Origin of the sequence: Ectopseudomonas composti (assembly GCF_900115475.1) — a bacterium.
Lineage (GTDB): Bacteria > Pseudomonadota > Gammaproteobacteria > Pseudomonadales > Pseudomonadaceae > Aquipseudomonas > Aquipseudomonas composti.
Map to the genome: position 1 here is coordinate 144,606 of NZ_FOWP01000002.1, position 14,248 is coordinate 158,853.

The following is a 14,248-nucleotide window of genomic DNA, read 5'->3' on the forward strand; positions in this document are numbered from 1 at the left end:
TGCAGCGGATGACGCTGACTAGAATCCGGCTTCGACCCAGCGGCATCACGCCGCGCTGCGTATGGAACACAACCGTGAAAGCACCTGCCTGGCGCCCAGACAGCTGGCTATGCCAGCCCGCTCACCTCACCTGGCTGAATGACGAAGGCCGGCGCCTGCTGCCGTTCGCACGCGGGGCGCAGGTCGAGCAGGGCTTCTCCGCGCTCGATGATCGAGGGCACTTGCCCGAGGGCGCGATTGCCGAGCTGATTCACACCACGCGCATGACCCACTGTTTCGCCCTGGCGCATATCCAGGGGATTCCCGGCCATGCCGCGCTGCTCGACCATGGCCTTGCAGCACTGCGCGGCGCCCTGTGGGACGAAGAACACGGCGGCTGGTTCAGCGATGCAACGCGCAGCGGCGGCAAGTCCGCCTACCTGCATGCCTTCGTTGCGCTGGCGGCCAGCTCCGCCAGGGTCGCCGGCCATCCTGCCGCCCAGGCGCTGCTGGATGACGCCATCGAGATCATCGAGCGGCATTTCTGGAGTGAGGAGGAGGGCGCCCTGCGCGAAAGCTTCAATCGCGACTGGAGCGACGAGGAGGCTTATCGCGGCGCCAACAGCAATATGCATGGCGTGGAGGCCTTTCTCGCCCTGGCCGATGTCACCGGCAATACGCTCTGGGTACAGCGCGCGCTGCGCATCGCCGAACGCCTGATCCATCGGCACGCCGCCGCGTGCGGGCACGTCGTGGTCGAGCACTTCGATGCGCACTGGCAGGCGCTGCCTGAGTACAACGCGGATAACCGCGCCGACCCCTTTCGCCCTTATGGCAGCACGCCTGGCCACGCCTTCGAGTGGGCGCGCCTGCTGCTGCATCTGGACGCGGCGCTGATCCAGGCCGGGCTCGCCGCGCCGGACTGGCTGCTGGCCGATGCCAAGGGCCTGTTCGCCAGCGCCTGCCGGCATGCCTGGCAGGCCGATGGTGCACCAGGCTTGGTGTACAGCCTCGACTGGAACCAGCAGCCGGTGGTGCGTGCCCGTCTGCACTGGGTGCATGCCGAGGCCGTCGCCGCGGCGGCGACGCTGCTGCAGCGCAGCGGCGAGGCGATCTACGAGCAGTGGTATCGGCAGTGCTGGGACTTCATCGCCGAGTATTTCATTGACCCGCACGGCGGCAGCTGGCACCACGAACTCGATGAACACAACCAGCCGGCCGCCCGTATCTGGGCCGGCAAACCCGATCTTTATCACGCCTACCAGGCCGTGCTGCTGCCGCGTCTGGCGCTGGCGCCGAGCCTGGCCACGGCGCTCGCCGCCGATGTAACCAGGCGGTGACATTCATGCATCCTTTCGTTACCCGAGCCGGCAACGACCCTGATTACACTCCCTATCAACGCAAGCGCCACGACTTGCCCGATAACAACAAGAAAGGTACTCCGATGAACGCTATTACTCGCCTCGCTACCGCCGTTTCTCTCGCCTCCCTGTTCCCCTTCACCGCGCTGGCCGCCGACTCCAAAGGTACGGTGGAAGTGGTGCATTGGTGGACCTCAGGTGGTGAGGCTGCTGCGGTGAAGGTTCTGCGTGATCTGGTCGAGAAGGATGGTTTCACCTGGAAGGATGGCGCGGTGGCCGGTGGCGCTGGTTCCGCCGCCATGACCGTGCTGAAGACCCGCGTGGTGTCCGGCAACCCGCCGGGTGCGGCACAGATCAAGGGTCCCGATCTGCAGGAGTGGGGTGCGCTGGATCTGCTCGCGCCATTGGATGAGGTGGCCCAGGCCAACGACTGGGATGGCCTGCTGTCGAAGACCGTTGCCAAGACCATGCAGTACGACGGGCACTACGTCGCGGTGCCGGTCAACATCCACCGGGTCAATTGGCTGTGGATCAACCCGCAGGTGTTCGAGAAGGCCGGCATCGACAAGGCGCCGACCACCCTCGAAGAACTCTACGCCGCCGGTGACAAGCTCAAGGCTGCCGGCTTCGTGCCGCTGGCCCATGGCGGTCAGCCCTGGCAGGACAGCACCGTGTTCGAAGGCCTGGTGCTGAGCATCATGGGCGCCGAAGGCTTCCACAAGGCGTTCGTCGAGAACGACGAGGCGACCCTGACCAGCGCGCAGATGACCGAAGTGTTCACCGCGCTGAAAAAACTCTCCACCTACATGGACGACAACCGCGCCGGACGCGACTGGAACCTGGCAACCGCCGAGGTGATCGACGGCAAGGCAGGCATGCAGATCATGGGCGACTGGGCCAAGAGCGAATGGACCGCCGCCGGCAAGGTGGCAGGCAAGGACTACCAGTGCGTGCCGATGCCGGGAACCGCTGGCAGCTACACCTACAACATCGACTCCATGGCCATGTTCAAGCTGAAGAACGAAGGCGACATCGCGGCCCAGCATGCCCTGGCGCGGATCGCCCTGGAGCCCGAGTTCCAGTACGTGTTCAACGAGAACAAGGGCTCGATCCCGGTGCGCTCGGACCTGGACATGAGCAAGTTCGACAGCTGCGCCCAGGCCTCGATGAAGGATTTCCAGGAGGCCGATAAGAACGGCAAGCTGGAGCCGAGCATGGCCCATAGCATGGCCACCAACCTCGCCGTGCAGGGCGCCATCTTCGACGTGGTGACCAACTTCATGAGCGAGAAGAACGCCGACCCGAGCAAGGCCGGCGCGCAGATCTACGCGGCGATCAAGGCCGCTCAGTAGCGCCAACGGGCCGGCGCTGCCGGCCCACTTCCCACGCACCGCCTCGCACGACAGGGCCCTGGCCCCGTCGGGGCGGCGTTCGGCCCGGATTTCACTTCGCCAACTGGTAATGCCCGATGAGTATCACCACGGTAATGACCAAGGCCTCCCCCCTCGATGTGCTGCAACGCTGGCTGCCCAAGTTGGTGCTGGCGCCGAGCATGCTGGTGGTGTTGGTCGGTTTCTACGGCTACATCCTCTGGACCCTGGTGCTGTCGTTCACCAACTCCAGCTTCATGCCCAGCTACAAGTGGGTCGGCCTGCAGCAGTACATGCGCCTGATGGACAACGACCGCTGGTGGGTCGCGAGCCAGAACCTGTTGGTGTTCGGTGGCCTGTTCATCGGCATCAGCCTGCTGATCGGCGTGTTCCTCGCCGTGCTGCTGGACCAGCGCATTCGCCGTGAAGGCTTTATCCGCACCATCTACCTGTACCCCATGGCGCTGTCGATGATTGTCACCGGCACCGCCTGGAAATGGCTGCTCAACCCCGGCCTGGGTCTGGACAAGATGCTCCGCGACTGGGGCTGGGAAGGTTTTCGCCTCGACTGGCTGGTGGATCAGGACCGGGTCATCTACTGCCTGGTGATCGCTGCGGTGTGGCAGGCCTCGGGCTTCGTCATGGCGCTGTTCCTGGCCGGGCTGCGCAGCGTCGACCAGTCGATCATCCGCGCTGCCCAGGTGGACGGGGCAGGGCTGCCGACCATCTACCTGCGCATCGTCCTGCCGAGCCTGCGCCCGGTGTTCTTCAGCGCGGTGATGATCCTCGCGCACATCGCCATCAAGAGCTTCGACCTGGTGGCGGCGATGACCGCAGGCGGCCCCGGCTACTCCTCCGACCTGCCGGCGATGTTCATGTACTCCTTCACCTTCAGCCGCGGCCAGATGGGCATCGGTTCGGCTAGCGCGATGCTGATGCTGGCCGCGATCCTCACGCTGCTGGTGCCGTACCTCTATTCGGAACTGCGAGGCAAACGCCATGAATGATGCGAGCGTCGCGCAACGACGATCTGCCGCTGAGCTTCTCCCGTCAGGAGACAGTGGCGCGAAGCGCCGGGTGAGGGCGATCAGTCCGAGCCGCCTGGCCATCCACGCCACCCTGCTGTTCGCCGCCGCGCTGTATCTGGTGCCGCTGGTGGTGATGCTACTGACCAGCATCAAGACGCCCGAGGACATTCGCACCGGCAACCTGCTGTCCTGGCCCGAGACCGTGACCCTGATTGGTTGGGTCAAGGCCTGGAGCGTGGTCGACGGCTATTTCTGGAATTCGGTGAAGATCGCCATTCCCGCCGTGCTGATTTCCACCGCCGTTGGCGCGTTGAACGGCTACGTGCTGTCGATGTGGCGCTTCCGTGGTTCGCAGCTGTTCTTCGGCCTGCTGCTGTTCGGCTGCTTCCTGCCATTCCAGACCGTGCTGCTGCCAGCTTCTTTCACTCTCGGCAAGCTAGGGCTGGCCAATACCACGGCCGGCCTGGTGCTGGTTCACGTGGTCTATGGCATCGCCTTCACCACGCTGTTCTTCCGCAACTACTACGTCGCCGTGCCCGATGCCCTGGTGCGCGCGGCGCGGCTCGATGGCGCCGGGTTCTTCACCATCTTCGTGCGAATTCTGCTGCCCATGTCGGTGCCGATCATCATGGTCTGCCTGATCTGGCAGTTCACCCAGATCTGGAACGACTTCCTCTTCGGCGTGGTATTCGCCAGTGGCGACTCGCAACCGATCACCGTGGCGTTGAACAACCTGGTCAACACCAGCACCGGCGCCAAGGAATACAACGTCGACATGGCCGCTGCGATGATCGCCGGGCTACCGACCCTGCTGGTCTACATCGTGGCTGGAAAGTACTTCCTGCGCGGCCTGACGGCCGGCGCGGTGAAAGGCTGAAAGCTACTGCGCTTTCAAAGTGGAGAAATGAAATGGCTACCCTCGAACTGCGCAACGTCAACAAGTCCTACGGCAGCGGCCTGGCGGACACGCTGAAGAACATCGAGTTGTCGATCGACTCCGGCGAGTTCCTGATCCTCGTTGGCCCGTCCGGCTGCGGCAAATCCACCCTGATGAACTGCATCGCCGGGCTGGAGAACATCAGCGGCGGCGCGATCCTGGTGGACGGCGCCGACATCAGCGGCATGAGCCCGAAGGATCGCGACATCGCCATGGTGTTCCAGTCCTACGCGCTGTACCCGACGATGAACGTGCGCGACAACATCGCCTTCGGCCTGAAGATGCGCAAGATGGCCCCGGCCGCCATCGATGAGGAAGTGGCACGGGTGGCCAAGCTGCTGCAGATCGAACATCTGTTGCAGCGCAAGCCCGGCCAGTTGTCCGGCGGCCAGCAGCAGCGCGTGGCGATGGGCCGGGCGCTGGCACGGCGACCGAAGATCTACCTGTTCGACGAGCCGCTGTCGAACCTCGACGCCAAGCTGCGCGTGGAGATGCGCACCGAAATCAAGCTGATGCACCAGCGCCTGAAGACCACCACGGTGTACGTCACCCACGACCAGATCGAGGCCATGACCCTGGGCGACAAGGTGGCGGTGATGAAGGACGGCATCATCCAGCAGTTCGGTACGCCGCAGCAGATTTACAACGACCCGGCCAACCTGTTCGTCGCCAGCTTCATCGGTTCGCCGCCGATGAACTTCATTCCTGTGCGTCTGCAGCGTCGCGATGGCCAGTGCTGGGCCGTGCTCAACTCGTCGCTCGGCGTCGCCGGGCAGGCGCGCTGCGAACTGCCGTTGGGCGAGCTGGAGGCAGGCATGGAAAACCGTGAGGTGATCCTTGGTATCCGCCCCGAGCAGATCCAGTTGGCTGCCGACGACGGTGCTGAGGCACCGAGTATCTGCGCCGAAGTGGAGGTCACCGAGCCCACCGGGCCGGACACCCTGGTGTTCGTCAACCTCAACCAGACCAAGGTCTGCTGCCGCCTGGCGCCGGACATGGCACCACAGGTCGGCAGCAGCCTTGCGCTGCGTTTCGAGCCAAGCCGGGTGTTGCTGTTCGACGCCCAGAGCGGCGAGCGCCTGCTGGCAAAAAAGCGCCAGGCCACTGACAACAAAGTGGCGCAATTGAAGCGCGGTTAGCCATGTAGCCCGGATGAAATCTGGGCTCTGTGGAAACAACCACCCGAATTGCATCCGGGCTACGCGACGCACCCGTCACGTAGGAGGTGCCGTGCGCACCAGGGAAACGAAAAACCGTCGCTGCGGCGGCTATTCCGCAGCATCCGTAAAAATAAAAACAATCAGGAGCAACGATGAAGACCACACCGCAAGCTGCCCCCCAACTCCTTGGTGCGCGCAGCGCACCCTACCTACTGGTCGCTGCCGTGGCCTTGGCCACGCCGCAGGTGCAGGCCGTCGAGTTCACCGGCTACGTCCGCAGCGGCATCGGCGGTGCGGATACCGGCGGCACGCAGCAGTGCTTCCAATTGCCGGGCGCGCAATCGAAGTACCGCCTGGGTAACGAGTGCGAGCAGTACATCGAGCTGGACCTGCGCCAGGACCTGTTTCGCCTGGACGACGGCTCGGTGATCAGCGTCGAGGGCATGGCGCAGCTTTACAACCAATATGGCCACACGCCCAAGTTCACCGGCGACTACGGCTTCGCGCGAATGAACCAGATGTACGCGGAGTGGAGCAACATGCCGGCGCTCAATGGCGGTTCGCTGTGGGCCGGGCGGCGTTTCTACAAGCGTAACGACATCCATATCTCCGACTTCTACTACTGGAACCAGAGCGCCACCGGTTTCGGCATCGACGAGATGAAGATCGGCGACCTCAAGTACAGCTACGTGTTCTCGCGCAAGGACAACTACGACCAGGAGCCCTACATCAACCGCCACGATTTCAACGTCGGCGGCTTCCAGGTCAACCCCGGTGGCGAGCTGGAAGTGGGCGTCAGCTACATCGACAAGCCGGACAGCACCGACAGCCACAGCGGCTGGGCGGTGAGTGCGCAGCACAAACAGCAGGACTTCCTCGGCGGGGTCAACACCGTCGCCCTGCAATACGGCCGCGGGCCGGGCACCGCGCTGGGTTACACCGGCGATCCGACCCTCGACAGCAGCAACAGCAGCTGGCGCCTGGTGGAGTTCTTCGACTTCCAGATGACCCCGCGTCTCGGTGGCCAGGTGCAGGTGGTCTACCAGAAGGACAAGCGCCCGGATGGTGCTGATCAGAACTGGCTGTCCATCGGTGGCCGCACCAGCTACGCCTTCACCGAGCAGTTCAAGCTGGTCGGCGAGATCGGCCGCGACCAGGTCGAGGCGCCCGGCGGCACGCGCAAGTTGACCAAGTTCACCATCGCGCCGACCTGGTCGCCATCTGGCCCCGGTTTCTGGGAGCGTCCGGAAATTCGCCTGTACTACACCTACGCCAGCTGGAACCGTGCCGCACAGCAGGCCGCCAACCTGCTGGCCGACGGCTCGGCATTGTCCGAGAACGGCGCCTTCGGCAGCGCGCGCAACGGCTCCAACTTCGGCGTACAGGTGGAGTACTGGTGGAAGTAAAACGCTCGTAGATTGGGTCCGCTGGCAAATCAGTCGGTGCGCACGGCGTACCCTACGCGACCTGCGGGGTGTTCGTAGGGTGCGCCGTGCGCACCGGGCGTCAGAGCAATCCCGCCACCAGACGCCCGAGCACTTCCATGGCCTGTTCGCTACGCGGGCTCCACGGGTGGCCATAGTTCAGCCGCGCGCAGTGACGAAAACCCTGGCTGGCGGAGAAGATCGGCCCCGGCGCCAGGCTGATGCCCTGGGCCAGTGCCAGGCGTAGCAGTTGCAGCGAGTCCAGGCGCTCGGGAAATTCGAACCAGAGGAAGTAGCCGCCCGCCGGCCGCGTGACCCGCGTGCTGGCCGGAAAGTGCCGGGCGGCGGAGGCGAGCATCGCGCTCTGCTGCATTTCCAGGGCGTGGCGCAGCTTGCGCAGGTGGCGATCGTAGCCGCCGTGCTGCAGGTAGTCGGCCAGCGCCGCCTGCGCCGGCACCGACGGCGAGATGGTGGTCATCAGCTTGAGCCGGGCGATCTGCTCGGCATAGCGCCCACCGGCCACCCAGCCGATGCGATAACCCGGTGCCAGGCTCTTGGAGAAGGAGCTGCAATGCATCACCAGCCCTTCGCGGTCGAAGCTTTTCACCGGCTTGGGCGGGTGGCTGCCGAAGTACAGCTCAGCGTACACATCGTCCTCGATCAGCGGCACCTGATGCTCGACCAGCAGTTCGTACAGCGCCTGCTTCTTGGCCTCGCTCATGCTCGCGCCCAGCGGATTCTGCAGGCTGCTCATGAACCAGCAGGCCTTGATCGGCAGTTGCTCGAGGCTTTCGGCCAGGGCGCCCAGGTCGATGCCCTCACGCGGGTGCACGGGAATTTCCACCGCCTTGAGCTGCAGCCGTTCCAGCACCTGCAGGCAGGCGTAGAAGGTCGGTGATTCGATGGCCACCAGGTCGCCCGGCTGGGTCACGCACTGCAGGCAGAGGTTGAGCGCCTCCATGGCGCCGTTGCTGATCACCAGCTCCTCCATCGGCAGCATCACACCACTGACCATGTAGCGCAGGGCGATCTGCCGGCGCAGGTCGGCGTTGCCTGCGGTCATGTCGGCGATGATCTCGTGCGGCGAGAGCATGCGCAGGGCATGCGCCATGCTCTTGGCCAGGCGCGGCAGGGGGAACAGGTCGGGGCTGGGGAAGGCCGAGCCGAAGGCGACGGTGTGCGGGTCCTTCAGCGAAGCGAGCACCGAGAACACCAGCTCGCTGACGTCCACTTCGGTGGTCTGCGCGGCGTGGGCGGTCAGTTCCGGTTCGTGCAGCGGGCGCTTGGCGTGCTCGCGAACGAAGTAGCCGGAGCGTGCCCGGGCCTGGATCAGGCCGCGATCCTCCAGCAGGTAGTAGGCCTGGAATACCGTGGACGGGCTGACCCCGTAGGTGCGGCTGGCATGACGCACCGACGGCACCTTCTCACCGGGGCCGAGCACGCCGGTGCGAATCAGCTCGGCGATCTCGTCGGCAAATTTTTCGTAGCGTTTCATCCTGTCCTGGTTCACCGCCGCAAAGGGTATGGGCGAACACTTTACGGGGTGAGCGGCAGACATGGCAGTGCCTCGTGAAGGGGGACGTATCTCGAATCGCCCCGGATTGCATCCGGGCTACGACGCTTGCTCCCCTCTCCCATTCATGGGAGAGGGGCCGGGGGAGAGGGTTAGATACACCTCCGTGTAACCGTTACCCCCTCCCTAGCCCTCTCCCCGTGGGGGAGAGGGGATTGATCGTGTCCACCTTTCGTTAAGTGAACAGCACGGTTTACCGCGCCTCACCGCAGCGGCGCGAGGAAGGTGCTCTTGGTGCTGACGCGGCTCTGCAAATCGGCCTTGTCGTGCACTTCGAAGCGTACGGTTTGCGGGCCGGCGGCGTTATGCGAGGCGGTCAGGGCGACGCTTACCGGCAGGTCGCGAATTTCCCCTGGAGCCAGGTTCAGCGTGCGCGGGCCGTGCAGTTCGAAGTCACCGGGCTCGACCAGTGCGATGGCGTAGCTGCGCGGCTGCTGGGTCTTGTTGATGATCTTCAGGCTGTAGATGTTCTCGATCTGGCCCACGGCGTTCTCGCGGAACAGGCCACGGTCACGGGTCACATCCAGGGAGATCAGCGGGCGCTCGGCCAGGGCCCAGACGAAGGCGCCGATCATCACCGCCAGCATCGCCGCATAGCCGATCAGGCGCGGGCGCAGCCAGTGGGTCGTACCGCCGGCTAGCTCGTGTTCGGAGCTGTAACGCACCAGGCCACGGTCATAGCCGAGCTTGTCCATCACGTTGTCGCAGGCGTCGATGCAGGCGCCGCAGCCGATGCATTCCAGTTGCAGACCATCGCGAATGTCGATGCCGGTGGGGCAGACCTGCACGCACATCGTGCAGTCGATGCAATCGCCCAGGCCTTCGGCTTTGTAGTCCGCATCCTTGCGCCGTGGGCCACGGTTTTCGCCACGGGCGGCGTCGTAGGAAATGACCAGCGTATCGCTGTCGAACATCACGCTCTGGAAGCGCGAGTAGGGGCACATGTCGCGGCACACCTTCTCGCGCAGCCAGCCTGCGTTGATGTAGGTAGCGGCGGTGAACGACAGCACCCAGAACGCGGTGGTAGCGCCCATCTCCAGGGTCAGCAGGTCGGTGGTCAACTGGCGCACTGGGGTGAAGTAGCCGACGAAGGCCATCGCTGTGACCACGCTGACTACCAGCCACAGGCCGTGCTTGGCGCTGCGCCGGGCCAGTTTCTGCAGCGACCAGGGCGCGGCATCGAGCTTGATGCGCTGGCCACGGTCACCTTCGGTGATCTGCTCCACGCGCATGAACACCCAGGTCCACACGCTCTGCGGGCAGGCGTAGCCGCACCAGACGCGGCCGGCCAGTACGGTGATGAAGAACAGGCCGAAGGCGGCGATGATCAGGATCGCCGAGAGCAGGATGAAGTCCTGCGGCCAGAAGGTCGCGCCGAAGATGTGGAACTGGCGGTTATCCAGATCCCAGAGCACGGCCTGGCGGCCATTCCAGTCGATCCAGGCGGTGCCGAAGAACAGCAAGAACAGCAGGCCGGCGCCGAGCAGACGCAAGTTGCGAAAGCGCCCGCTGAAACTGCGGGTGTGGATCGGGCCACCGGCCTGGGCCGGTGTCAGGCGGATGGGTTTGGCGGGGTCGATGGTCTCGACGCTGCGCACGGGGATCAGATCAGTCATGGCGTTGCCCTCATCAGGCGTTTATTCAGGCTGGCGCCATGATCCGAGGGCAACTGATCGCAAAACAGACTCAGGTTTTCGATAAAAAAGCGGATCAGATCCGCCACCAGGGCGTCAGGAAAAGCAGCGGGCAGCGCTGCAGGGCTCGCATTGCCTGGCGTTGAGAGTTATTCATCCGAGCAGCACAGTGATCGCCCTGCGACATCGCGCCGCGCCAATCAGCAGCTGATGGCGAGCACTGCCTGATTGATCTGATCCGGTTTTTTAGAGCTTTTCTGGCGCTGTTTTCGACGCACATTCGGCAGGCATAGTCGACGCCCCGTGATCAGGAGGCCTGCCGGTATGTACCAATACGACGATTATGACCGCGCACTGGTGCGCGAGCGCGTCGCCCAGTTCCGCGACCAGGTCCAGCGGCGCCTGGCCGATGAGCTGAGCGAGGAGGAGTTTCTGCCGTTGCGCCTGCAGAACGGCCTGTACCTGCAGAAGCATGCCTACATGCTGCGTGTGGCGATCCCTTACGGCACCCTGTCGGCCAAGCAGATGCGTGCACTGGCGCATATCGCCCGCGAGTACGACCGCGGTTATGGGCACTTCACCACGCGGCAGAACATCCAGTTCAACTGGGTTGAGCTGGAGCGCGTGCCGGACATCCTCGACTGGCTGGCCGAGCACGACATGCATGCCATCCAGACCTCGGGCAACTGCGTGCGCAACATCACCACCGAGGCGTTTGCCGGGGTCGCCGCCGACGAATACCTCGACCCACGCCCGCTGGCCGAGATCCTGCGCCAGTGGTCGACGGTCAACCCGGAATTCCTCTTTCTGCCGCGCAAGTTCAAGATCGCCCTGTGCGCCGCCGAACAGGATCGCGCCGCCGTTCAGGTACATGACATCGGCCTGCAACTGTACCGTGATGAGGCCGACGAGCTGCGCCTGCGTGTGCTGGTTGGCGGCGGCCTGGGGCGCACGCCGATCATCGCCCAGACTCTGCGCGAGGGCCTGCACTGGCAGGACTGCCTGTCCTACGTCGAGGCCATCCTGCGTGTGTACAACCGCCATGGCCGACGCGACAACAAGTACAAGGCGCGCATCAAAATCCTGGTCAAAGCCCTTGGCATCGAGTCCTTCGCCGCCGAGGTGGAGCGGGAGTGGCAGCCGATCAAGGATGGCCCGGCACGCCTGACCGAGGACGAGTACCAGCGTGTCGCGGCGTCCTTCCACAAACCGGCCTACGTGCCGCAGGACGCCCTCGACCTCGATTTCGGCACCCACCTGGCGCGCGACGAGGCCTTCGCCCGCTGGGTGTCGCGCAACGTCATGGCGCATCAGGTGCCCGGCTACCTCAGCGTGGTGCTGTCGACCAAACCGGGCATCAGTGCGCCGCCCGGCGACGTCAGCGCCGAGCAGATGGAGGCGTTGGCGGACTGGAGCGAGCGCTACGGCTTCGGCGAGATTCGCGTCGCCCACGAACAGAACCTGGTGCTGCCCGACGTGCGCAAGAGCGACCTCCATGCGTTGTGGAGCGAAGCGCAGGCGGCCGGGCTGGGCACCGCCAACGCCGGTCTGCTCACCGATATCATCGCTTGCCCCGGCGGTGACTTCTGCTCGCTGGCCAACGCCAAGTCGATCCCCATCGCCCAGGCCATCCAGCAGCGTTTCGACGATCTCGACTACCTGCATGATCTGGGCGAGCTGAGCCTGAACATCTCCGGCTGCATGAACGCCTGCGGCCATCACCATATCGGCAACATTGGCATCCTCGGCGTCGACAAGAACGGTAGCGAGTGGTACCAGCTCACCCTCGGCGGCAGCCAGGGCCGGCAGGCGGCGCTTGGCAAGGTGATCGGCCCGTCGTTCGCCGCCGAGCAGGTGCCCGAGGTGATCGAGCGCATCGTGCGCACCTATGTCGATCAGCGGGAGGTCAACGAAGGTTTTCTCGACACCTTCCAGCGCATCGGTCTGGAGCCATTCAAGGCGAACGTCTACAGCCGCGAGGAGGTGGCATGAATAACCTGATTCGCCTGGTCGAGGGCCAGGCCTGCATCGTCGACGATGATCCCTGGCAACTCGACGCTGAGGCTGACGCGCCACTGATCCTGCCGCTGGCCGCCTGGCGCGAACGGCAGTCTGACGAGGTACTGCAGGGCAGGGCGGTTAGCGCCGACGGCCTGCTGCTGCAGGTGGACGACGAGCCGGAGGCACTGCAGCCGTTGCTGGCCAGCCTGCCGCTGATCGCCATCGATTTTCCCAGCTTCCGCGACGGCCGAGGTTACAGCCAGGCCTACCTGCTGCGCACCCGTTTGGGCTGGCGCGGTGAGTTACGCGCGGTGGGCGATGTGCTACGCGACCAGTTGGCGCACATGCGCCAGTGCGGCTTCGATGCCTTTGCCGTGCGCGCCGACAAATCACTGGAAGATGCACTCAAGGGCCTGCAAGGGCTCAGTGTGTTGTATGGTCGCTCGGTTATCGAGCCGCGTCCGCTGTTTCGTCGGGGACGCCATAAGGAGGAGTCGAGATCATGATGGTGCGTGGCCTGTTCTGGCTGGTATTGCTGCAGTTGTTCGGCATAGCCCTCAATCATTGGCTGTTGCCGATGCTGCCGGCGTCGATCATTGGCCTGCTGCTGCTCTCGGTCTGGCTGATGTGGCGCGGTGCCGTACCTGAGCCGCTGCAACAGGCTGCCGGTGGTTTGCTGCCTTACCTGCCGCTGCTGCTGGCCGTGCCGGCTTCCGGGATCATGACCAGCAGCGACCTGCTGCTCGGTGAGTTGCCGGTGATCGCCACGGCGCTGGTGCTGTCGCTGCTGGTGACCGTGCCGTTCTGTGGCTGGCTGCTGCAGACTTTGATCCGCCGTCAGGAGCGCAAGGGATGAGATTGCTGACTCATCACCCGCTGTTCGCCATCGCCCTGACCCTGGCCGCTTTTCTGATCGCCGCCTGGCTGTATCGCCGCAGCGGCTGGCTGGTGCTGCAGCCGGTGCTGGTTTCGGTGACGCTGATCGTCGCCACCTTGCTGCTGTGCGGGGTGGATTACGCCACCTACCGCGCCGGTGCCGAGCCCGTTGCCTGGTTGCTGGGGCCGGCCACCGTGGCCCTGGCGGTGCCGCTGCAGCACAACATCAAGCGCATTCGCCAGTTGTTCTGGCCGGTGATGATCACCCTCAGCGCCGGCGGCGTGCTGTCAGTGGCGCTGACCCTGGCCATCGGCTGGGCGATGGGCGCCGACTGGAGCGTGGTAATGAGCCTGGCGCCGAAGTTCGTGACCATGCCGATTGCCATGCCGGTGGCCGAGCAAATTGGCGGCGTCGCTTCGCTGGCCGCGGTGATGGTGATGCTCACCGGTGTGATCGGCACGGCGTTGGGGCCGCTGCTGCTGCGCTGGGCGGGCGTCGATCACCCGGCGGCCCGTGGTCTGAGCTACGGTATCAACGCGCATGCCATCGGTACCGCGCATGCCTTGCAGGAAGGCGAGGAGTGCGGTGCCTTCGCGGCCCTGGCGATGAGCCTGCTGGGGATCGGCACGGCCTTGCTGTTGCCACTGCTGCTGGCCTGAGCCGGGCGGAATCCCGCCACCTGAACGCTGCCTGGCGCCGGGCGGTGGCGACATCTCGCCACCCTCATACTGGTTCGACGCTGTTCGAACCCAATAAATGCCGCTGAATCCTTTCAGCGGCACGCATATTGCTCTTGCTCGCGGCGTGATCGGAATACGCCCGCCAAGAGGCCTGGAACCCCCTTCCTTTCGCCGTGTCGCAGATCTGCGGCTATCGCTCATGTGTGGCCCACACGGCCGCTGCC

General features: G+C 64.7%; 12 protein-coding genes. 10 read left to right on the top strand and 2 right to left on the bottom strand.

Going from position 1 to position 14,248, the window contains the following annotated elements; all coding sequences use genetic code 11:
- Window positions 1-74: 74 nt before the first annotated feature.
- The 6 genes from BM059_RS04350 to BM059_RS04375 all read left to right on the top strand — a co-directional run bounded on the left by BM059_RS04350 (window position 75) and on the right by BM059_RS04375 (window position 7,241).
- A complete protein-coding gene (locus BM059_RS04350; protein WP_074936981.1) occupies window positions 75-1,319 on the top strand; it encodes a D-mannose isomerase in 1,245 nt (414 codons plus the stop codon).
- A gap of 104 nt (window positions 1,320-1,423) precedes the next feature.
- Window positions 1,424-2,692: an ABC transporter substrate-binding protein gene (locus BM059_RS04355; protein WP_074936982.1), complete on the top strand. Its 1,269-nt coding sequence runs from the start codon at window positions 1,424-1,426 to the stop codon at window positions 2,690-2,692.
- Window positions 2,693-2,808: 116 nt separating this feature from the next.
- Window positions 2,809-3,717 carry a carbohydrate ABC transporter permease gene (locus BM059_RS04360; protein WP_037005144.1) on the top strand — a complete coding sequence of 303 codons (909 nt, stop codon included), beginning with the start codon at window positions 2,809-2,811 and terminating at the stop codon, window positions 3,715-3,717.
- A gap of 94 nt (window positions 3,718-3,811) precedes the next feature.
- Entirely contained in the window at window positions 3,812-4,615 is an 804-nt protein-coding gene (locus tag BM059_RS04365; RefSeq protein WP_244154385.1) for a carbohydrate ABC transporter permease, read from the top strand.
- A gap of 32 nt (window positions 4,616-4,647) precedes the next feature.
- Entirely contained in the window at window positions 4,648-5,814 is a 1,167-nt protein-coding gene (locus tag BM059_RS04370; RefSeq protein ID WP_074936986.1) for an ABC transporter ATP-binding protein, read from the top strand.
- 173 nt (window positions 5,815-5,987) lie between these two features.
- Window positions 5,988-7,241 carry a maltoporin gene (locus BM059_RS04375; protein WP_074936987.1) on the top strand — a complete coding sequence of 418 codons (1,254 nt, stop codon included), beginning with the start codon at window positions 5,988-5,990 and terminating at the stop codon, window positions 7,239-7,241.
- A 100-nt stretch (window positions 7,242-7,341) separates the two neighbouring features.
- Here BM059_RS04375 and mapR read toward each other — a convergent pair whose 3' ends face one another.
- Both mapR and ccoG read right to left on the bottom strand, forming a co-directional pair.
- Window positions 7,342-8,754 carry a GntR family transcriptional regulator MpaR gene (mapR, locus tag BM059_RS04380; protein WP_037005472.1) on the bottom strand — a complete coding sequence of 471 codons (1,413 nt, stop codon included), beginning with the start codon at window positions 8,752-8,754 and terminating at the stop codon, window positions 7,342-7,344.
- A gap of 281 nt (window positions 8,755-9,035) precedes the next feature.
- On the bottom strand, window positions 9,036-10,448 hold the full coding sequence (ccoG, locus tag BM059_RS04385) for a cytochrome c oxidase accessory protein CcoG (RefSeq protein WP_074936989.1): 1,413 nt from the start codon (window positions 10,446-10,448) through the stop codon (window positions 9,036-9,038).
- Between the two features lie 342 nt (window positions 10,449-10,790).
- Here ccoG and BM059_RS04390 point away from each other — a divergent pair, with 342 nt between their 5' ends.
- From BM059_RS04390 to BM059_RS04405, 4 genes are read left to right on the top strand one after another with little or no spacing between them, the layout of a single operon-like run.
- Complete coding sequence (locus BM059_RS04390) at window positions 10,791-12,458, top strand: nitrite/sulfite reductase (RefSeq protein WP_074936990.1); 1,668 nt, start codon at window positions 10,791-10,793, stop codon at window positions 12,456-12,458.
- The gene (locus tag BM059_RS04395) at window positions 12,455-12,973 is read left to right on the top strand and encodes a DUF934 domain-containing protein (protein ID WP_036998601.1); all 519 of its coding nucleotides are present in this window, start codon (window positions 12,455-12,457) and stop codon (window positions 12,971-12,973) included. The genes BM059_RS04390 and BM059_RS04395 overlap by 4 nt, the downstream gene beginning before the upstream one ends.
- On the top strand, window positions 12,970-13,323 hold the full coding sequence (locus BM059_RS04400) for a CidA/LrgA family protein (RefSeq protein WP_036998600.1): 354 nt from the start codon (window positions 12,970-12,972) through the stop codon (window positions 13,321-13,323). The genes BM059_RS04395 and BM059_RS04400 overlap by 4 nt, the downstream gene beginning before the upstream one ends.
- Window positions 13,320-14,003, top strand: coding sequence for an LrgB family protein (locus BM059_RS04405; RefSeq protein ID WP_074936992.1), 684 nt, complete (start codon window positions 13,320-13,322; stop codon window positions 14,001-14,003). The genes BM059_RS04400 and BM059_RS04405 overlap by 4 nt, the downstream gene beginning before the upstream one ends.
- Window positions 14,004-14,248: the final 245 nt, after the last annotated feature.

Excerpts from the sequence above, each read along its gene's own strand:
- BM059_RS04370 (WP_074936986.1), top strand. The coding sequence starts at position 4,648 with ATGGCTACCCTCGAACTGCGCAACGTCAACAAGTCCTACGGCAGCGGC.
- mapR (WP_037005472.1), bottom strand. The coding sequence starts at position 8,754 with ATGAAACGCTACGAAAAATTTGCCGACGAGATCGCCGAGCTGATTCGC.
- BM059_RS04360 (WP_037005144.1), top strand. The coding sequence starts at position 2,809 with ATGAGTATCACCACGGTAATGACCAAGGCCTCCCCCCTCGATGTGCTG.
- BM059_RS04400 (WP_036998600.1), top strand. The coding sequence starts at position 12,970 with ATGATGGTGCGTGGCCTGTTCTGGCTGGTATTGCTGCAGTTGTTCGGC.
- BM059_RS04355 (WP_074936982.1), top strand. The coding sequence starts at position 1,424 with ATGAACGCTATTACTCGCCTCGCTACCGCCGTTTCTCTCGCCTCCCTG.
- BM059_RS04390 (WP_074936990.1), top strand. The coding sequence starts at position 10,791 with ATGTACCAATACGACGATTATGACCGCGCACTGGTGCGCGAGCGCGTC.
- ccoG (WP_074936989.1), bottom strand. The coding sequence starts at position 10,448 with ATGACTGATCTGATCCCCGTGCGCAGCGTCGAGACCATCGACCCCGCC.
- BM059_RS04375 (WP_074936987.1), top strand. The coding sequence starts at position 5,988 with ATGAAGACCACACCGCAAGCTGCCCCCCAACTCCTTGGTGCGCGCAGC.
- BM059_RS04405 (WP_074936992.1), top strand. The coding sequence starts at position 13,320 with ATGAGATTGCTGACTCATCACCCGCTGTTCGCCATCGCCCTGACCCTG.
- BM059_RS04395 (WP_036998601.1), top strand. The coding sequence starts at position 12,455 with ATGAATAACCTGATTCGCCTGGTCGAGGGCCAGGCCTGCATCGTCGAC.